Genomic DNA, 18,682 nt, shown 5'->3' with positions numbered 1-18,682 from the left:
AAGCGGCCGCCATGTCCGACATTTTTCCCTCACGGCGCAATCTGGCTCAGTGCTCGACCTGCGCCATGCGCCATCTCTGCATGCCCGAAGGCCTGAACGCTCGTGACATCGCCAAGCTCGAACATGTGATCTCGGTTACGCGTTCGGTGCGGCGTGGCGAAGCGCTCTACCGGGCGGGCACTCCGTTCGATTCGCTGTTCGCGTTGCGCTCGGGGTCGATCAAGACCGTGGTCATCCGCGAAGGCGGACGCGAACAGGTCACGGGCCTCTTGCTGGCGGGCGACGCGCTCGGGCTCGACGGTATCGGCGAGGGCGAGCATGCCTGCGACGCGATCGCGCTCGAAGACAGTTCCGTGTGTGTCATTCCGTATGCGCTTTTCGAGCGCATGTGCCGCGAAACCGACACCCTGCAAAAGCGGATGCTTCGCATGCTCGGACAGGCTATCAATCGCGAGGCGGATCATGTCCTGCAACTCGGCCTGCTGCGCGCCGAAGAGCGCGTTGCACGCTTGCTGCTCGATCTATCCATGCGGCTCGCCAAGCGGGGGTATGCCACGGCGGAGTTCACGTTGCGCATGACGCGGGACGATATCGGTAGCTATCTCGGCATGACGCTTGAAACCGTGAGCCGCACGCTCTCGCGTTTCGACAAGCTCGGCCTCATCGAAGCGAAGGGCAAGTCCATTCGCATCAACGATTTCGAACGCCTGCGCAGCATCTGACGCCAAAGCCTTGCGCGGCGCGGCTTGCGCCGCGATTGTTAGACAAAACGCGCATAAACCGCGTGGATTTTTCAGTTGGCACGCGGTTCGCTACGCTTTAATCTTTCTGATTGGCCAAGCCACGGAGATTGGGCGACATGAATCGCGAACCTTCCCTGCGTCACCCGTTGCTCGACCGGCTCGCCGAGGCGCGTCGCGTGACCGACGAATTGTTCGATATCGTCAAGCCGGAGCATCTTTACGACCGGCCGATTGCCGAACGGCATCGCATCGTTTTCTACATCGGGCATCTCGAAGCCTTCGACCGTAATCTGCTCGACAAACGGCTCTTTGACCTGCCGGACTTCAATCCTGCCTACGACCAACTGTTTGCTTTCGGCATCGATCCGGTCGATGGCGGCTTGCCGACCGATCAGCCCGCCGACTGGCCCACGCTCGCCGAAGTGCGGGCGTATCGCGACCGCGTGCGCGCGGATATCGACGCGCAATTCGATCCGGTGACCATCGCCGCACGGCCGCTTTCCGCCGACGAATCGCCCGCGCAGTTGCTGGAAGTCGCAATCGAACATCGGCTGATGCACGCCGAAACGCTTGCCTACATGCTGCATCAATTGCCAGTCGATAGAAAAATCGCGCCGGCGAATGCGATTTCGCAGCGAAACTCCGAACGTGAACTTTTCCACGAGACGGTGAGCGTGCCGGCCGGAACGGCGACACTCGGGCTGACGCGCGAAGGCGGCATGTTCGGTTGGGACAACGAGTTCGGCCAGGTTCGCGTGGACGTGCCTGCGTTCGAGATCGACCGCCACATGGTGACGAACGGCGACTATTTGCGCTTCATCGATGCCGGCGGCTACTGGAATCGTGCCTATTGGACCGATGCCGACTGGGCGTGGAAGGAGGAGCAACGCGTGGCGCATCCGGCCTTCTGGATTCCCGCCGAAAGCGACAGCTCCGATGGCTGGCGACTGCGCACGATGTTCGAGGAAATCGAGTTGCCGCTCGACTGGCCGGTGTACGTGAGTTATGCCGAGGCGAACGCCTATGCGCGCTGGGCCGGCAAGGCGCTGCCGAGCGAGGCGCAATGGCAGCGCGCGGCGGAAGGCGCGCCGCATGAAGTAGAAGGCAACTTCGACTTCCGGCGCTGGGATCCCTCACCCGTGCAGGCCTATCCGGAGAATCGCAGCGGCTTTGGCGTCGAAGGCCAGTTTGGCAATGGCTGGGAATGGACCTCGACGGTCTTCGGGCCGCTCGAAGGCTTCGAGCCCTTCCCGTTCTATCTCGGCTATTCGGCCAATTTCTTCGACGGCAAGCACTTCATCATGAAGGGCGGCTCACCGCGTACCGCGGCATGCATGTTGAGACCGAGTTTTCGCAACTGGTTTCAAGGGCATTACCAGTACGTCTACGCCGGGTTTCGCTGCATAAGTGCCTGAACGCCTGATTGCCTGACGTGTATCGCGCAAACGAAAACGCCGCCGGTTCCATTGCGAACCAGCGGCGTTTTTATGTGAGCATCAGAAATCCGTCGTTACCGACAACAGCACCGTGCGCGGCGCGCCTTGCAGCAAATACCCGCCGCTCGTCGACGACCAATAAGACTTGTTCGCCACGTTGAGCACGCTTGCGCGGAAGGTCGTCGGACGGCCGAAAACCGCCGTCGAGTAGCGCGCGCCGAGGTCGAAGGTATCCCACGCCGGGATCGACAACGTGTTGTTCACGTTCAGATACTGCGAACCCGTGTGGATCCAGCGCGCCGTTAGCGTGAGGCCGTTCAGCATCGGCACATCGTATTCCGCGTTCAGGTTGAACATCATGGTCGGCACGCCGATCGGCTTGTTGCCGTTGGTCACGGCCGTGCCCGTGTCCTGCTGCGTCGCGTTGATGTAAGTCGCGCCCGCGATCAGGCGCACGCCCTTTACCGGCTCGCCGTACACCGATGCCTCCACGCCGCGATGGCGCTCGTCACCGTCCGCGACGAAGAAGCCCGCGGTGTTGGTGTAGGTCATCGGCTTTTCGATCTGGAATAGCGCGAGCGACGCGCCGTACTTGCCGTTGTCGTACTTCGCGCCGACTTCGTATTGCTTCGACTTCTCGGGCGCGAGTTGCTGCCCGAAGTTGAGCGCGGTGTTGGGCGCCGTGTCGCCGATGGTCAGCGCTTCGCTGCGATTCGCGAACAGCGCCACGTTTTCCCACGGCTTCACGACCAGGCCGAAGACCGGCGTCGTGATCGACTGGTTATAATTCGCCGTCTGCGCTCCGGTGTACGAGTAAGAATTCGACAGCAATTCCTGATGCCGCGCGCCGATGGTGAAGAGCACGCGATCGTTCAGGAAGCCGAGCGTATCCGACACGGAAATGCTGCGCAGCAGATTCAGCGCGGTGGTCTGCGGATCTTGCAGATTGCCGCCCGTGAACGCGTTAGCCGGATAGCCGACTTGCGGCGTGTCATACAGACTCGTCGGGAACGAACCGGAAAGCGTGTAGGCCGACTGCGAATCCGTCCGTACGATCGACGCGCCCGCCGCCACGAAATGCGACACCGGTCCCGTGTTGAAATGACCGTGCACACCCGCTTCCGCCGACGTGTTGTCCTCCTGGTGCGGCACGCCGAGACGCGTGGCCGTCACGCCAGTCGCGCTCACCGTGGGCGACGAATACTCCCCGTGCTCGTTGGTGTGACGCGTGCCGCCCGTCACGTAAGCCGTCCAGCCAGGCAGAAAATCGTATTCCGCGCGCAGGATGCCGACGGTATCTTCGAGCGATGAATAGCTCCACGTCTGCGCATAGTTATACGTGGCCGAGGGCGGCTCGGGGATGTAGTTCGCCGAGTCGTTGACCGTCGGCCGGCCGCCGTTCACGCGCTGGCGCTGATACAGAAAATCGCCGTAGAGACGCAGCTTTTCGCCGCGCCAGTCGAGCGACACGGCCGTCGTATTGTCGCGCCGATGTTCGCCGTCGATACTCGTCTCGCCGTCGTGATTCGCCTGGTTCACGCGAATACCGAACTGCCCTTCGCTGCCGAAACGGCGACCCACGTCGACATGCGCGCCGAAATCGCCCGAAGCGGTTTCCTCCACCGTCACGCGCGTAAGCGGCTTATCGTCCGCGCGCTTCAACTGCAGATTCAAACCACCGCCCACCGCCGAACCGCCCGGCGATGCGCCATTCAGAAACGCATTTGCGCCCTTGAAGACATCGACGCGTTCGAGCGCGTCGGTCGCGACGAGCTGGCGCGGCGTGATGCCATAGAGACCGTTGAGCGACACATCGTCGCCCTGCAACTGGAAGCCGCGAATGACGTAGGTCTCGGCGAAGTTGCCGAAGCCGTAAGACGTGCGCACGGACGGGTCGTTCATCAGCACGTCGCCGATAGTGCGCGCTTGTTGATCTTCGATCAGCTTGGACGTGTAAGTCGTCATGCTGAACGGCACGTCGAGCATCTTCTGCTGGCCGAGCACGCCAAAACTTGCGCCGCGCGCGACTTGGCCGCCTGCATAAGTCGGTTCGAGCGAACCGGGCAACGCTTCTTTCGATGCCTGAACCTTGACCGCAGGCAAAGTATTGGCGGTAGAAGCACTGTTATCGGTGCTGGATGGAGCGTCGGCAGTTTGCGCTTGGGCCGACACGGAAAACACGACGGCAATAGCGGCAACGATAGCGGCGCGATGAACAAGCGCCTTGGCAGGCAAGGCCTGCGCGGAATTCGAACGGAACACGGGCATGAATCGGAAGAACGTCGGTGATGGTCGATTACCGTCCCAGGGCAAGGGGAATCCGGGCGGGATTATTTTGGCGAACGCCGAAAGGCTCACGCACGTTCGGTCTGTTCTATTGTCGCCGGCATTATAGGGTAAATGCGATTCGTTATCATTAACCGCATGGAAAATTTGTAGCGACGCAACATTCAGACGGCTCTCCAAAGGCAAGCGCATCTAAATTCGATTTTTCGGCAGGCCCGGTGCAGGTCGTTGACGTGACATCCCGCGAAATAACTTCTGCATGGTTTTCAACGAAGTCGATCGCTAAAGTGACTTCATTCGCAACCCACTGGAACCGAGTGAAATCATGGAATTGATCGGCAAAATCACGACGTACATGATGGCCATCGTGCTTGTTGCATCGATGACCGAAGCGTTCGTGCTGCATGGCAAGTACAAAGGCACCGACCGCGCGTTTGACTGGCACGAGTTCTGGATTTCGCTCGCCGATCTGATCGGCCGAAAGCTGCTCGCGTTCTTGCCGCTTTCGCTAGCAACGCCTGTGTTTCATTTCGCGTGGGAACACCGTATCCATACCGTCGCGACCAACGACATGCTGACGATCTTCCTGCTCTTCATTGGCCAGGAGTTCTGCTACTACTGGTATCACCGCATAGCGCATACGGTGCGCTTCTTCTGGGCGAGCCACGCGGTTCATCACTCGCCGAACCAGTTGACGTTGTCATCCGCTTATCGGCTCGGCTGGACCACCAAGCTCACGGGTTCGGCCATCTTCTTCACGCCGCTCTCGTGGCTCGGCGTCAAACCGGAAGTGGTGATAGCCGTCGTGTCCATCAATCTGCTCTATCAGTTCTGGTTGCACGCTACGTGGATACCCAAGCTCGGCTGGCTCGAATACGTGTTCAACACGCCTTCTTCACACCGAGTTCATCATGCTTCGAATGCCACTTACCTCGATGCCAACTTCGGCGGTGTGCTGATTATCTTCGACCGGCTGTTCGGCACTTACGTGGAGGAACGCGCCGATGAACCCTGCCGCTACGGCCTGACAACGCCGACCACTTCGCATAACCCGATTGTCGTGGAGACGGAGCACTGGGTGAGCCTTGGAAAAGACATGGCCGGTGCAAAGCGCGTTTCGGATGCTGTCTCCTTCGTGCTTCGCCCGCCGGGTTGGTTGCCGAACGGTCAAGGCGAGACGACGCAGGAACTGCAGCGCAGGCAGAAAGACAGCGTGCAACCCGCGCAGGCAGGTTGAACGGCAGTTACACACTCGAAGGAAGGCGGATCGTGCGATCCGCCTTTGTCGACTGTCAGCCGCAGCGTTCGTTAGAACGTGACGCTTTGACTGATGACCGTCTGACCGTTGACGATGATGACGGAACTGGCAGTGCCCGTTTGCGTCGGTGCGGCAGGCGTGCTCGGCGAGTACGGGCCGGTGCCCGTGCCCTGCTTCACAGCGCCGCCAGCGATATTCGATTGTGCCAGTGCAATGCGATCGATCTTGATCATTTCAAACCTTTTCTGGTTATGTGGGGCGACAGTCCGCTTTCAGCAAACATGCTGTCGCCAGATACTTAAGCTGTCGACAACCGGAGCCACCAGGCTCGGTCGTTCGAAAGCAAGCGGAACCCCAATCGTAACCAAGCTGCACGAAAGATACTTTATTAAACGTCCTAAATATGTCTGTCGTTTGGCAAGACGCATATACGTTGCGCTGCCAGTCGGCCGGTAACGATTTAGACCGGTTGCAAAACTCAAGCTATTCGGCCGTACATGGCGCGGACGACGCGGTACGCGCTCTGCAGCGAATAAGCCAGCGTACCCAAAGACCGCTACGGGTCGGAACGCATGCGACGCGTTAATGCAGAGAACATCTGGAAACGGCACACGTCCGTGATGCTGAAGCGAGCCGATGACGCGCTCTTACGCTAAACGCGCCACGGCAACGCTACAGAGCACGCGCCTTAAATGCCGCGCTTTTCGAACGCAGCCCGATTGGCTTCTACAAACTCCTCGACGGTCTGCGGCGCCTTCCCGGTGACCCGGCCGATGATCTCGTCGCGCCCTTCGAATACGCCGTTCTGATAGTCCACCGCCACTTCGATGAAATGCTGGATCATGAATTCGGGCAACTTGTATTGGCTCAGATGCTCGCGATAAGCGTCGAGCGTCATCGGGTCGTAGACGACTTTGCGATCGAGCACCGCGCCGATCTTCTCGGCAATTTCCTTCTGACTCAGCTCGATGGGACCGCAAAGCTCGTACGTCTTGCCGATATGGCCTGCGGGGTTCGCGAGCACTGTCGCGATGAAGCGCGCCTGATCTTCGGCGGCAATCGGCGCGTGACGTCCGTTGCCGAATGGCAGCGCAATCTTGCCGTCCTGCACGATCGTATCGCGCACCCACGGAAAAACCATCCACTCGGAGAAAAACGTCGGACGGATATGCACCGTCGGCACGCCCGACCAGTCGAGCACTCTCTCGGCAATCCAGTGGTCGCGCGCAGCGTGGCTCTTCGAATCTTCTCGCGCGGAGATTTGCGACATGTTGACGACGACATCGAGTCCGTTGCGACGCGCTGCATCGGCGAAATACGCGGTCGCCTGGATGAAGCCCGGACGCACGGGAAAACAGAGATACGCGGCAGAGACGCCATCCGTCGCACGAATGGCGTCGTCGTGCGAGAGCAAGTCTCCGACGACGACTTCCGCCCCGGCCTGCCGAAGCGCCTCGCTGCGCGCATCCACTGTTCGCACGAGCGCGCGGACTGCATGTCCGCTGTCGAGGAGGTTCTGAACGGTATGCACGCCCGTCTTGCCCGCCGCTGCCGTAACCAAAATTCGTTGCTGTCCCATGATGCCTCTCCTGTTTCGTGGTTAAGCACGTCCGTTCCAGGTTGGCCAGCTAAAGTGCATATGCACTTTTAAGCGCGGGCAAGAGCTGCAAAAACCCGAAACGAACACACCAAGTGATTGGATGTTAGCCAAAATCTATATAGAGGTCAAAGCAAGTCTGAATTGTGAATTCCGAATGGCTCGAAGATTCGCGCTGAATTGGCTGTGCCCGAAACCCACCGGACGCATCCGACGAGCGTCTTGTCATTGCCTTGCATTCCGCTTCGTTCCGACTATGCTAAGTCAGGTCATCGCCAGCGTCCCAGCGCGCGCCAGAAAGCAAGCGCGCATCCGACCGTTCGGTATATTTCAGACTCCAAACGAATTAATGCTGCTCGACGGACACGAGCACGCCTCTCCTTTTGTCCGCGCAATTCAGCAAGACCAGACGCCGCACGCGACGCCGATGAAAGCCACGGTCGTACACACATGTCGCGACACAGATGCGCGATCGGACCGTGGCGCATACGAGGAACACATCAAGCTCATCCATGGAGGCGGCAATGAAACCAGCTTTCCCGGTCTCAAGTGAGACACGGCACGCAAGAGCGGTATTCGCGTCGAAGATTCTTCGTTCTTTACTTTTGAGTGCGGCCGTCGCGGGCGGCATATTCACGACGCATTGGGCGCAAGCCGATGACTCGTTCTCGCGAGGAGGTGGCAACAGAAGCGAGAGCATCTTCGTCGGCGATATCGGCGACCCGAATGACACGAACGATGACACCATCAAGCAGGTCGACCTCCGTACCGGAGCCGTGCGCGTTTTCGCATCTTCTACCTTCGGTGGCGAGTTGAACGGCGTCATGGGCATCATCTTCAACGACGCCTCCTTGATCGCCAGCATTCAAAACTTCAGCATCGATCCTACGGCGAGTGGCGACGTCATCAAGCTGAATGGGCGCACGGGCATGTTCGAGCAGTACCTCGTGAATCCAAAATCGCGAAACGTACCTTATGCGCCGCAGGGCATCGTTTTCGGCGGCGGCACGCGCGACTGGCATTACGGTTATCAGCCAGACCATTACTACGTCGCGAACGTCATCAAGAGCGGGCAAACCTGCACGAAGGTGGACGAAGGCGATGTGCGGGAATACAGCGAATCGGGCGCGTTCGTTCGCACGCTGGACCGTGGCGGGTTCGCGGCGGGTTTCTATCCGCGTGGCGTCGTGTTCGGGCCGGACGGCATGCTGTATGTCGCGGCGCGCGGCTGTCCCGCGGTGGCGCCGACGGACCCCTTATCGCTGCTCGCGTACATCCTTCGCTTCAATCCCTACACCCATAAACTGGACAAGGTAATTGCGACCAATGCATCGGTGCAAAGTCAGGGCTTGAAGTTCGGATTCCATCGGCCAGAAGGCTTGGTGTTCGACGACAAGGGCTACCTTTGGGTCACGAGTTTTCGCGACACCACCAGCAGCGCCGATCCGCTGGATAAGAACAACGTCGACCGCATTCTGAAGTTCGACGTGAGGAGCGGGAAGGTCGTCGACTCCTTGCCGCTATCCGACTTCGATAAACCGCGAGCATCCGCGCAGGCACTGATCTTCGGTCCCGAAGGAAAGCTGTACATTCCGATCTCTGGGAGCGCAGCGGAGACGACAGGCGAATTGCGCCGATGCGACACGCGCACGAAGAAATGCGACGTCGTCGTTCCGGTTGGCGGAGGCCTCGTCGATCCGTGGTTCGCGGTTTTCAGAAACAGCGATCCGGCGACGTTGTCGTACGAGCGTCGCTAACGGCACCCAAAGAGGCGCGAGGAAAGGCATTGGCGGAAGGCAGCCGGAGTCGAACCGACCTGGGAATGTCTGACATCCCCAACCGGGTTTGAAGCCCGGCCGTACCACCGGATACGAATGCCTTCCTGCGGAGAAACTCAGCACGCTGACAACACTTCGACCAGGCGCGCCGCGATTATAGCGGTGATGCGTAATTCGCATACGTGCCGGCGCACCGGCCATTAACCGCTCTTGTCGCTAGGCTGATGCGGCGGCTTGCGGCGTAACAGACGGTACGCGAAGAAGATAAGCGCGAGCACCACCAGCAGGTCGATCACCGTCGCGCCATGCAGATGCAACTCCATCAGCGTCCATTGCAGTTGCCGCTGAAAGAGCGCGCCGCCCAGCAGCCAGAACGCAGCCCACGCGACGATCCCACCCGTATCCCAGAGAAAGAACGCGGGCACGGCGATTTGCGTCGTACCCATCAAGGGCGGCGTGACGAGTCCGAGTCCCGGTATGAACTTCGATACCGCGACGATAGGCGCGCCATGCCGCTCGAAAAGAGCGCCGGTCGTACGCATGCCGTTGTCGATCGCATAGGAGCGACGCGAAAGCGCGGCAATGAGCTTGCGCCCGTGGATGCGTCCCGCCGCAAACCACACACCGTCGCCGATGAGCGCGCCCGCCACCGCCGCCATCAGCACGGAGACGAACGAGAGCCGCCCGTTCGCGACAGCCGTTCCCGCAAACAGCAGCAACGGCGCGGAAGGCAGCGGCACACCGAGCCGCGTCAGCAGCACATTGGCGAACACCGCCGCCCCGCCCCACTGCGCAATCGCCGATGGCGGTATCTGAATCACGCGTCTTCCTCGGTTCGTTGTGGTCTATGGTCTCGCGGCCGGACGCGCTCAATCGGCCCGCGATTCGACGAGCATCACGGGAATGCCGCCGCACCCCGCGCTATTCGCAATTTCAATGCCGCCCCACGGCGAACTCGCGCCACGGTCGAACGCCATCGGGTCGCCACGCAAGTCCGGGCGCAGCACGTTGAACGGCCAGGTCGGTCGCCTGATGCGCTCATGGACCACGGACCCGAGCCAGATCGGCATGGGCCGCGCGCGGGCGCCCATGCCCAGCGCGTAGTTCGTGGGCCAAAAACGCAGGACGTCGCGCTCCTGCGGGCCGAGATGCGAGCGCGTGAACACGAGCTTCGACGGCTCGCCGTTGTTCAGACGCGGCAGCGCGGGCAAGGCGACCGCCGGTGCGTTGGGCGACACCACCGACATCACGCTCTTCACCGACACACCCGACACCTCGGTCCAGCCGCGGCTCGTCAGTTGCGCGCGAATCTGCGCGGGCGTGGCCGCCCATTGCACGGTGATCGGCTCGCGACGGTCGCCGTCCATGGCCGACCGGTAGCACGAGAACGTGCGCCAGAAGGTATCGGTCCATTGAATCGGCGTGATGACGACCGTGACGGGCGGCGCGCTGTGCGCCTCGGATGAATCGCTCAACTGCAACGCCACGCTTGCGCAGATGACGGCCAGCACCGCGAACGGCATCCACGGACGCGGCTTCGGTTTGCCGGGATTGCGCCACACCGCCGTGAGCGCGATCAGGAACACCCAGATGGCCGCGAGCGCGACGCTGCCAAGCACGGCGGAAATGGTGAAGCGGCCGAAGTACAACCCGGCGAGCGCGACGGCCGTGACGATCGCCGATGTCGCTGTCGCGATCAACACACCCGAAATGGTGCCGACGCGCCGCAGCAGCAAGAACGCGAGAAAGCCGTAGATCACGACCGTGGCCGAGACGTGACTGCTCAGGAAAGAATGGTCGGCGGGCGCGAGCGTGACGAGCATCGGATCGCGCGCGGTGAAGCGGATCGCGAGCACCAGCAATTGCGAAAACACGACGGCGACGAGCCAGTACGTGACCGTGCGCCAGCGCCGCTCGAACACCATCCACACGACGACCGTCACGGCGAGCGCGGCGAGCGTCGGCGTGCTGCCGAGCGTGGCGGCGGCATCGAGGATGGAATCGGCCCAGGTCGAACGGAACGACTGCAACAGCCGGAAGATGGAGGTGTCCACCTGCACGAGCGAACTGCCGCGCGCCACGCCCGACAGCACGTAGAAGAACGCGACCGCCGAGACGAGCAGCAGCGCGGAAATCATCACGATGAGCCCGGTCGCAGGATTGCCCGGATCGAGCGCGCGTGCGAGCATCCGCGCGGCCAGACCACGGCGTTGCTGGCAGGTCGCAAGCAACATGTCGCGCGAGGCGAACGTCCATTCCTTCGCATGCGAAATCACCACGCGCGCGAGATTGAACACGAGCCACGCAAGCGCCGCGAGGATGACGAGGATCACCACGAGCCGGATCGATACCGCGCCCGCCAGTTCGATCGAAGCTCCGAAGACCACGCCCGGCAGGATGTGCAGCGGCGCCCAGATCAGCGCGGAAATGATGTTGACCGCCAGAAAGCGCGCGGGCGTCATGCCCGCGACGCCAGCGACGACCGGCACCACCGCGCGCATCGGTCCAACGAAACGCGCGAGCACCACGCTCTTCGCGCCGTGTTTGTCGAAGTATCTTCGGCCGGCGACGAGTGCGCCGGGATGCGCCCGAAACGGCCACATCTGCGCAATGCTCGTTGCATAGCGCTTGCCGAACCAGAAGCTGACCGCGTCGCCCGCAATGGCGCCAACGACCGCGCAGACCATCACCCAGCCGAGATTCAGCGCGCCGGTTCCGACGAGCGCGCCCGCGATGAACATGGCCGTGCTGCCCGGAATGAAGGTGCCAATGAATGCGAGCGACTCCAGAAACGACGCAAGCAGCACTACCACGAGCGTCCATTCGGGATGGCTCGACAGAAGATGCAAGAGCTTGTAGTAGGAATGCTCCATCGGATTTCACGCGACAGCCTGCGCCGCGAAGGTCTCCACGTCGTAACTCGACGTTCGATAGTCAGACGGATTCGTGCCAGCGGCTGTCGGTTCGCAACAGATGAAGGTCGCGGTGAAACCGAGTGTACCCAACCCTGTCGAAGAACTCCAAAACCTGGATCGCGCGTTTGCGGCCGAGCGCGCTGGCATCGCGAAATGCGGCCGCGCCTATCGCACCGTTCGCATTTGCATGTTCGGCAGCCAGCCGTGCAAGTGCTGCGATGGACGCGCGTCCGTAAAACAAGTCGCGCACCACCTGAAAGACATCGCCACGGCGCGAGAGCTTGCGCAACAGACGCCGCACCGCGTCTTCGGGCACGCCATGCGTGGTGGCCAAATCCCTGACCCACGGCGGGTCGAAGCGGCCTTCCTCGATCGATGAGAGCACGACGCGGGCCAGCGCGTCCTCGGCGGCATCGAGCGTAACCGTATGCGATGGCAAATGCAGCCACGGACCGCTTCGCTCAATCGTGCCTAGCGTCACGGCGTCGTCGATGAGCGCGCGCCACAGCGCTTCGGGCGCGAGCGGCGCGGCCATGCGGCGCAGGCGCGCGGTATCCGGGCCTTGCTCGTCCGCAAAGCGTTCGTGGAAGGCGGCGAGTGCATCCGTCAGACACGCGTGCAACGCGTCCCATCGCGCGACGCTGATCAAGAGCGCATCGTCGTGAATGGGTATGCTGCGCAGACCGTCGGGCTGGGTCATCGATCCAAGCGTTCGACCTGCAAGATGCTCGACGAGCGAGCGCGGCAAGCCATACGGCGACTGCGCGAAGAGTTCGTCGATGGCGCCGGTGTCGAGCATCGCGGTGAGCGCATCGAGCCACGCGTGGCGCTGCGGCGTGCGGCGCTTGCGTGCGGGCGCAAACGGGTCGAGCACACGCCCGCCGCCTACCGTTTTATCTGCCTGCGCATTGCGAACGATGAAGCGGTCGCCCGGCAGCGCGCAAACCGGCCTATCGAATACGAGTTGCACGCGCGCCGTCTGCCCGGCCGCGAGCGTTTCGCCGTCGAGCAAGGCGATGTGCGCGACGCGGTGCATCGTGCCCAGATGTACATGCAGCGGGCTCCAGTGCGTGAGCGCCGGCGAGGCATCGGCGAGAAGCGTGAGTTCGACGTCGATTCGCTCGGACGCTCGCGCGAGACGCGCATCGAGAATCCAGTCGCCGCGCGACAGCGCGTCTTTCTCGATGCCCGCGAGATTGAGCGCGCAGCGCTCGCCCGCGCGCCCCGTCTCCGAAGCGCGATTCTGCGCGTGAATGCTGCGCACACGAACCGGCGCTTCGCCCTCGCGCGGCGCGAGCGCCAGCGTGTCGCCGACCTTCGTCTGCCCCGCGAACACCGTGCCGGTCGCCACCGTGCCCTGGCCCGCGAGCGTGAACACGCGGTCCACGGCCAAACGAAAGAAGCCGTCGTCGCGGCGCGCGCGCCAGTGCATGGCGACATTGTGCAGATGCGCGTTCAGCGCGGCCACGCCGGAGTCGTCATCGCGCGTGGCGTTGGTGTTAAAGAGCGGTGCGTGTTGCAAAGCGGTGCCGGCTAGAAGCGCGGCGATTTCGGCATGGACTTCGTTCAGGCGCGCGGCATCGACACGATCGGATTTCGTCACCGCCACTGCGCCGTCTTTCACGCCGAGCAACTGGAGAATCGCGAGATGTTCGCGCGTTTGCGGCATGACGCCATCGTCGGCGGCGATCACCACGAGCGCGAAGTCAATGCCGCATGCGCCCGCAGCCATCGTATGCACGAGCTTTTCGTGCCCCGGCACGTCGATGAAGCCGAGCACGCCGCCATCGCCGAGCGGCACGTATGCATAACCCAGTTCGATGGAAATGCCACGCGCCTTCTCTTCCTTCAGACGATCCGTATCCACCCCCGACAACGCGCGCACGAGTGTGGTCTTGCCGTGATCGATATGCCCCGCCGTGCCGACGATCATGCGTTGCGGCCCGTTGCCCGCATCTCCAGTTGGGCGATGAACGCGGCTTCGTCCTGTGCTTCGAGACAGCGCAGATCGAGCCACAGCGCGCCATCCGCAATGCGCCCGATGACCGGGCGCGGCAGATCGCGCAGTCTGCGCTCGATGCGATTCAACTGGCCGCCCGCCTTCTTGCCGCTCGTGAGCCGCACGACGAGGCCGTAACTCGGCAGGACATCGACCGGCAACGCGCCGCTGCCGATCTGACTGAACATCGGCTCGGTGGCGACGACGAAATCCGCGCCGGTCATTGCCTGCAGCACGGGCCGGATGCGTTCGGCGGCAATGCGCATGGCGTCCGCGGGACGCGTCAGCAGGCGCAAGGTGGTGAGACGTTCGGCGAGCGTCTCCGGCGTGCGATAAAGCCGCAACACCGCTTCGAGCGCCGCGAGCGTGAGCTTGCCGACCCGCAGCGCACGCTTGAGCGGATGCTTCTTGATCTTCGCGATCAGTTCCTTCGTACCGACGATCAGGCCCGCCTGCGGGCCGCCGAGCAGCTTGTCGCCGCTGAAGGTGACGAGTTGCGCGCCTGCCTCGACCGTCTCGCGAACCGTGGCCTCGCGCGGCAAGCCCCATTGCGCCAAATCGACGAGCGTGCCGCTGCCGAGATCCACGACAACCGGCAAGCCGCGCGCCCTCGCAAGCGGCGCGAGTTCCGCGAGCGTGACTTCCTTGGTGAAGCCCGTGACCGCGTAGTTGCTGCAATGCACTTTCATCAGGAGCGCGGTCCTGGCGTTGATCGCTTCGTCGTAATCCTTCAGATGCGTGCGGTTGGTCGTGCCGACTTCGCGCAATTTCGCGCCCGCGCGGCTCATGATGTCGGGAATGCGAAACGCGCCGCCAATCTCGACCAGCTCGCCGCGCGACACGATCACTTCGCGACGCGCGGCCAGCGCGGACAGCGTCAGCAGCACGGCGGCCGCGTTGTTGTTGACGACCGTCGCGGCTTCGGCGCCCGTCAGTTCACAGATGAGTTCGTTGATGAGGTCATCGCGGTCGCCGCGCGCGCCGGTCGCGAGATCGAATTCGAGATTGGCCGGCCGCGTCAGGACTTCGGCGACGGCGCGCAGCGCTTCATCCGGCAACAGCGCGCGGCCGAGGTTCGTGTGCAGCACCGTGCCCGTGAGATTGAAGACGCTTTTCACGCTGCTTTCCGCGCGCTTGTCGAGCGTCGCGCCGACGCTTGCCGCGAGGCTCGCATCGGCCAGTGCCTCGACGGATGCGCGGCCCGCCTGCGCTTCGGCGCGCCATGCGTCGAGCGACGCGCGCAGCACGGCGAGCGTCTGCGTGCGTCCGTGCGCGGCCAAGACCGGCGCGAATGCCGCCGATGCCAGCACGCGCTCCACCGATGGCACTCGTGCCATCAGCGCGCGCAATTCGCTGTCGTTGTTGCCGGTGACATTACTCACGCTTCTATCCTCTTCCCTTCATGCTTCATCGACGTGTTCGGGCCACAGCCACGGATGCGGCGACGCACGGCGAAAACCGGCGTCGCCCATCAGAAGGTCGAGCGTGAGGCTTGCCAGATCGTCGGCGTAAGGCTCGAAGTCGTAGGCCTTGTCCTGATAGCCGATCTTTCTGTAGGTGCCGCATTCGTCGCACGACTCGGCCTTGAGCGCGGCCTGCTTCGCGCGGGCGGCGCGTTGCTCCTCGGTTTCGTCGTCCGTGGGCGTGCCCATGGCGTGATACGCAATGCCCTTGGTGGAGTCGCAATTCGAGCATTTGGCGCGCACGACATGCCATTCGGTCGAGCACAAGCCGCACTGCACGTAGCGATATCCATCATGCGTGCCGCCGACGCGCACGATGCTCGCCACCGGCATCGAGCCGCAGAGCGGGCAGACGCCGGGCGCATCGAGATAAGGCACATCCGACACGGCGATGCGCGTGGCCAGATCGGTCCACACCACTTGCAGCGCGGCGACGATGAATGGCGCCGCCGCCGGATCGATCTCCGCGAAGCGCAGCGCGATGATCGCGTCGGCCTGCGTGTCGAGCGTGGCGGCGTCGGTCGTGCGCAGACGCGCAACGAGTTGCGCGAGCGGCGGCGTGAGCGCGCCCGCGGCTTCGATACTGTCGAGCAGCATGAACAGCACGTCGCGCCACGCGGGATCGCGCTCGTCGGTGAGCGCGGGGACGATAGGCATCGAATGCTGCTGATTGCGTTCGATCGACTCGCGCGCGGGCATCAAAGCGGTGGATGTCGAAAGGATGCGTTGCTGCGCATCGGCGAGCGCGGCCATGAGACGCAGATAGCCCGCGATCGGATTGCTCGCTTCGGCGAGTTGCAACAGACGCGCGGCGCGGGCGGCGAACACGGTGCCGCGTTCGGGCATGCGAAGACGGGGAATGGCCGAAGGATCGAGAGACTCGATCTTGGCGGCTTCGAGAATGCGTTGGACCACGGGATTCCTTGAGGAAGGTCGGGGCGGGATCAAGAATAACAGCTTATAACGGAGCGCTCAGCGATACTCATGCTCCGCGCGGAGGTACAAAAATGAGTCCACGCCAACGGAAATTCAAAATGGAACTTTCAATACGGAAGCAGGGAAATGGCGCGGCAGTCCGGTTGCCCGCCGCGCTGCTGGAAGGCATGAAACTGACCCTTGGCGACAAATTCAATGTCGAGGTGTGCCCGGAGGGAATCATGCCGATGCCGGCTCGTCGCGAATTGTCGCTCGAGGAACTGCAGGCGCAGTGCGACCCGAAGGCGCCTATCTCCGATGAATTGGCTGACTGGAACAATCTAAAACCGGTAGGACGTGAGCGATGGTGAAAGGCAACAAATTTGACACGGGGATATTGCGCACGTCGGCCTGAGTCCGGCAATTGGCCATGAGCAACAAGGCGACTTCAGGCGGGCTCGCGCTTTCGGCTGCGTCATTCAATGCGCTGGAGACCGCACTGGTCGCGCCTGTCACGCAGAGCGGCGGCTTCGCGCGATACGCCGGTTTCGCAGTCCCGCTCGCCGGGCTTGGCACAAGGACGCAAGGCGTCGCGCTCGTCAACATGGTCCGCACGTTAGACCTCGAAGCGCGCGGTGCGAGTCGAGGAACGCGCGCCAATCGAAGTGACGGACGACGCGCTAGCGCGCCCTCACGCCATTCTCGACTAACGCGCATTCGGCCTACTTGCCGATGATCTCCTTGAACCACCGCGGATGGTGCTTCCTGGCCCATCCATAAGTGACCGTGCCGCGTGTCATCGCGCCGACAGAACCCTTGATCCAGATCGCCGCGTAGATATGCACGATGATCCCGACGATCAGCACGAACGCCGCCGCCGCATGCACGACCGCCGCCACGCGAATGATCTCGATAGGAAAGTAGAACGAGAAGTAACGCCGCCAAATCACGATGCCGCTCAACAGCAGAAGCGGCAGGCAAGCGGCCATCGTGAAGAACAGCAGCTTTTGCCCGGCGTTGTACTTGCCGATCTCCGGCAGCCGGTCTTCGCGATTGGCCAGCACGTCGTCGATCTGCTTCATCCACTGCACGTCGGCCTTGTCCAGATAGTTGTGATGCCAGAAACGCAGCGCAAGAATCATGAACGAGACGAACATGACGCAGCCGACGAACGGATGCAGAATGCGCGTCCACTGGCCGCCGCCGAAGATTGCGTAGAGCCAGGCCATCGACGGATGAAACATCGCAAGACCGGAGAGCGCCAGCAAGACGAACGTGATCGCGGTAATCCAGTGATTGCTGCGCTCGTTCGGCGTGTAACGGACGATCAGGCGGTTGCCCTTCACGTCGCGCAGTTCGCTATCGTGTTTCATTCGAACGCTCCCTTTGCTGAAACGCCTCTTCGGCTTCGTGCTGTGCTTCGGCTTCTTCTTCCGCGCTCACCTCGTTCGGACCGACACGCGTGTAGTGGAAGAACCCGGCGATCGCGGCCAGCGCGATACCCGCCATCGCAAGCGGCTTGGTGACGCCTTTCCAGATCGACACCAGCGGACTGATGTGCGGGTCTTTCGCGAGCCCGTGATAAAGCTGCGGCTGATCCGCGTGATGCAGCACGTACATCACATGCGTGCCGCCCACGCCCGCCGGATTGTAAAGACCCGCGTTCTCGAAACCGCGCTCCTTCAGGTCTTCGATGCGATCCTCCGCTTGCGTGATCATGTCCACCTTGGTGCCGAACATGATCGCGCCCGTCGGACACGTCTTCACGCACGCCGGCTCCTGCCCGACCGCGACGCGGTCCGAACAGAGCGTGCACTTGTACGCGCGATGATCTTCCTTGGAAATACGCGGAATGTTGAACGGGCAGCCCGTGACGCAGTATCCGCAGCCGATGCAGTTTTCCTCGTGAAAATCCACGATGCCATTGGTGTACTGCACGATCGCGCCCGGCGACGGACACGCCTTGAGACACCCCGGATCCTCGCAATGCATGCAGCCGTCCTTGCGGATCAGCCACTCGAGGTCGCCCTTCGGGTTCTCGTACTCCGTGAAGCGCATCACCGTCCACGAATGTTCGGTGAGATCACGCGGATTGTCGTAGACGCCGGTCGTATGACCGACGTCGTCGCGCAGGTCGTTCCACTCCATGCACGCCGTCTGACATGCCTTGCAGCCGATGCACTTCGATACGTCGATGAGCTTCGCGACCGTCCCCGTCACCGGCTCGCGGACTTGCGGCGGCGGCGTGGTGGTGGCCGAGAGGCGCTTGATGTCGAGCGATTGCAGAGCCAT

15 protein-coding genes, 1 tRNA gene and 1 pseudogene are annotated in these 18,682 nt (G+C 62.4%); 6 read left to right on the top strand and 11 right to left on the bottom strand.

What is annotated here, in order from left to right; translation table 11 throughout:
- Window positions 1–11 precede the first annotated feature (11 nt).
- Both NCR40_RS15335 and NCR40_RS15330 read left to right on the top strand, forming a co-directional pair.
- Window positions 12–722 carry a helix-turn-helix domain-containing protein gene (locus tag NCR40_RS15335; RefSeq protein WP_244828680.1) on the top strand — a complete coding sequence of 237 codons (711 nt, stop codon included), beginning with the start codon at window positions 12–14 and terminating at the stop codon, window positions 720–722.
- A 137-nt stretch (window positions 723–859) separates the two neighbouring features.
- Window positions 860–2,158: an SUMF1/EgtB/PvdO family nonheme iron enzyme gene (locus NCR40_RS15330; RefSeq protein ID WP_250509874.1), complete on the top strand. Its 1,299-nt coding sequence runs from the start codon at window positions 860–862 to the stop codon at window positions 2,156–2,158.
- Between the two features lie 81 nt (window positions 2,159–2,239).
- On the opposite strand, the gene NCR40_RS15325 is transcribed toward NCR40_RS15330, so the two are convergent.
- Window positions 2,240–4,447: a TonB-dependent receptor gene (locus NCR40_RS15325; protein ID WP_250509873.1), complete on the bottom strand. Its 2,208-nt coding sequence runs from the start codon at window positions 4,445–4,447 to the stop codon at window positions 2,240–2,242.
- 343 nt (window positions 4,448–4,790) lie between these two features.
- Between NCR40_RS15325 and NCR40_RS15320 the strand changes: the two genes are divergently transcribed.
- Window positions 4,791–5,702 carry a sterol desaturase family protein gene (locus NCR40_RS15320; RefSeq protein ID WP_250509872.1) on the top strand — a complete coding sequence of 304 codons (912 nt, stop codon included), beginning with the start codon at window positions 4,791–4,793 and terminating at the stop codon, window positions 5,700–5,702.
- A 71-nt stretch (window positions 5,703–5,773) separates the two neighbouring features.
- Here the strand turns inward: NCR40_RS15320 and NCR40_RS15315 are convergent, their stop codons facing one another.
- Window positions 5,774–5,956 carry a hypothetical protein gene (locus NCR40_RS15315; protein ID WP_250466609.1) on the bottom strand — a complete coding sequence of 61 codons (183 nt, stop codon included), beginning with the start codon at window positions 5,954–5,956 and terminating at the stop codon, window positions 5,774–5,776.
- Window positions 5,957–6,411: 455 nt separating this feature from the next.
- Entirely contained in the window at window positions 6,412–7,302 is an 891-nt protein-coding gene (locus tag NCR40_RS15310; protein WP_250509871.1) for an NmrA family NAD(P)-binding protein, read from the bottom strand.
- Between the two features lie 542 nt (window positions 7,303–7,844).
- Here NCR40_RS15310 and NCR40_RS15305 point away from each other — a divergent pair.
- The gene (locus NCR40_RS15305) at window positions 7,845–9,077 is read left to right on the top strand and encodes an NHL repeat-containing protein (RefSeq protein ID WP_250509870.1); all 1,233 of its coding nucleotides are present in this window, start codon (window positions 7,845–7,847) and stop codon (window positions 9,075–9,077) included.
- Window positions 9,078–9,107: 30 nt separating this feature from the next.
- Here NCR40_RS15305 and NCR40_RS15300 read toward each other — a convergent pair.
- The 6 genes from NCR40_RS15300 to fdhE form a co-directional block, all read right to left on the bottom strand.
- Window positions 9,108–9,203, bottom strand: a tRNA-Sec gene (locus NCR40_RS15300).
- Window positions 9,204–9,298: 95 nt separating this feature from the next.
- Window positions 9,299–9,919, bottom strand: coding sequence for a DedA family protein (locus NCR40_RS15295; RefSeq protein ID WP_250466605.1), 621 nt, complete (start codon window positions 9,917–9,919; stop codon window positions 9,299–9,301).
- A 48-nt stretch (window positions 9,920–9,967) separates the two neighbouring features.
- A complete protein-coding gene (locus NCR40_RS15290) occupies window positions 9,968–11,971 on the bottom strand; it encodes a bifunctional DedA family/phosphatase PAP2 family protein (protein WP_250466603.1) in 2,004 nt (667 codons plus the stop codon).
- A gap of 61 nt (window positions 11,972–12,032) precedes the next feature.
- Window positions 12,033–13,946, bottom strand: coding sequence for a selenocysteine-specific translation elongation factor (gene selB, locus NCR40_RS15285; protein ID WP_250509869.1), 1,914 nt, complete (start codon window positions 13,944–13,946; stop codon window positions 12,033–12,035).
- A complete protein-coding gene (gene selA, locus NCR40_RS15280) occupies window positions 13,943–15,394 on the bottom strand; it encodes an L-seryl-tRNA(Sec) selenium transferase (RefSeq protein ID WP_250493177.1) in 1,452 nt (483 codons plus the stop codon). The genes selB and selA overlap by 4 nt, the downstream gene beginning before the upstream one ends.
- A gap of 18 nt (window positions 15,395–15,412) precedes the next feature.
- Window positions 15,413–16,390, bottom strand: a complete 978-nt coding sequence (gene fdhE, locus NCR40_RS15275; RefSeq protein ID WP_250509868.1) for a formate dehydrogenase accessory protein FdhE — start codon at window positions 16,388–16,390, stop codon at window positions 15,413–15,415.
- A gap of 119 nt (window positions 16,391–16,509) precedes the next feature.
- Here fdhE and NCR40_RS15270 point away from each other — a divergent pair, with 119 nt between their 5' ends.
- Together NCR40_RS15270 and NCR40_RS15265 are read left to right on the top strand one after the other, a co-directional pair.
- A complete protein-coding gene (locus tag NCR40_RS15270) occupies window positions 16,510–16,761 on the top strand; it encodes an AbrB/MazE/SpoVT family DNA-binding domain-containing protein (RefSeq protein ID WP_250509867.1) in 252 nt (83 codons plus the stop codon).
- Window positions 16,755–17,100 (top strand): annotated as a pseudogene (locus NCR40_RS15265) (type II toxin-antitoxin system ChpB family toxin). The gene NCR40_RS15270 and the pseudogene NCR40_RS15265 overlap by 7 nt, the downstream one beginning before the upstream one ends.
- A 12-nt stretch (window positions 17,101–17,112) precedes the next feature.
- Here NCR40_RS15265 and NCR40_RS15260 read toward each other — a convergent pair.
- Both NCR40_RS15260 and fdxH read right to left on the bottom strand, forming a co-directional pair.
- Window positions 17,113–17,763 (bottom strand): formate dehydrogenase subunit gamma, encoded by a 651-nt coding sequence (locus tag NCR40_RS15260; RefSeq protein WP_244828692.1) that lies wholly within the window; start codon window positions 17,761–17,763, stop codon window positions 17,113–17,115.
- A complete protein-coding gene (gene fdxH, locus NCR40_RS15255) occupies window positions 17,750–18,682 on the bottom strand; it encodes a formate dehydrogenase subunit beta (RefSeq protein WP_244828693.1) in 933 nt (310 codons plus the stop codon). Before fdxH ends, NCR40_RS15260 begins: the two co-directional genes overlap by 14 nt.

It is taken from the genome of Caballeronia sp. GACF4, assembly GCF_023631025.1.
Taxonomy (GTDB): domain Bacteria; phylum Pseudomonadota; class Gammaproteobacteria; order Burkholderiales; family Burkholderiaceae; genus Caballeronia.
The sequence above is the reverse complement of the archived record's forward strand: the minus strand, read 5'-3'. Positions and strand labels throughout refer to the sequence as shown.

Excerpts from the sequence above, each read along its gene's own strand:
- NCR40_RS15335 (WP_244828680.1), top strand. The coding sequence starts at position 12 with ATGTCCGACATTTTTCCCTCACGGCGCAATCTGGCTCAGTGCTCGACC.
- NCR40_RS15330 (WP_250509874.1), top strand. The coding sequence starts at position 860 with ATGAATCGCGAACCTTCCCTGCGTCACCCGTTGCTCGACCGGCTCGCC.
- NCR40_RS15325 (WP_250509873.1), bottom strand. The coding sequence starts at position 4,447 with ATGCCCGTGTTCCGTTCGAATTCCGCGCAGGCCTTGCCTGCCAAGGCG.
- NCR40_RS15320 (WP_250509872.1), top strand. The coding sequence starts at position 4,791 with ATGGAATTGATCGGCAAAATCACGACGTACATGATGGCCATCGTGCTT.
- NCR40_RS15315 (WP_250466609.1), bottom strand. The coding sequence starts at position 5,956 with ATGATCAAGATCGATCGCATTGCACTGGCACAATCGAATATCGCTGGC.
- NCR40_RS15310 (WP_250509871.1), bottom strand. The coding sequence starts at position 7,302 with ATGGGACAGCAACGAATTTTGGTTACGGCAGCGGCGGGCAAGACGGGC.
- NCR40_RS15305 (WP_250509870.1), top strand. The coding sequence starts at position 7,845 with ATGAAACCAGCTTTCCCGGTCTCAAGTGAGACACGGCACGCAAGAGCG.
- NCR40_RS15290 (WP_250466603.1), bottom strand. The coding sequence starts at position 11,971 with ATGGAGCATTCCTACTACAAGCTCTTGCATCTTCTGTCGAGCCATCCC.
- selB (WP_250509869.1), bottom strand. The coding sequence starts at position 13,946 with ATGATCGTCGGCACGGCGGGGCATATCGATCACGGCAAGACCACACTC.
- NCR40_RS15270 (WP_250509867.1), top strand. The coding sequence starts at position 16,510 with ATGGAACTTTCAATACGGAAGCAGGGAAATGGCGCGGCAGTCCGGTTG.
- NCR40_RS15260 (WP_244828692.1), bottom strand. The coding sequence starts at position 17,763 with ATGAAACACGATAGCGAACTGCGCGACGTGAAGGGCAACCGCCTGATC.
- fdxH (WP_244828693.1), bottom strand. The coding sequence starts at position 18,682 with ATGGCTCTGCAATCGCTCGACATCAAGCGCCTCTCGGCCACCACCACG.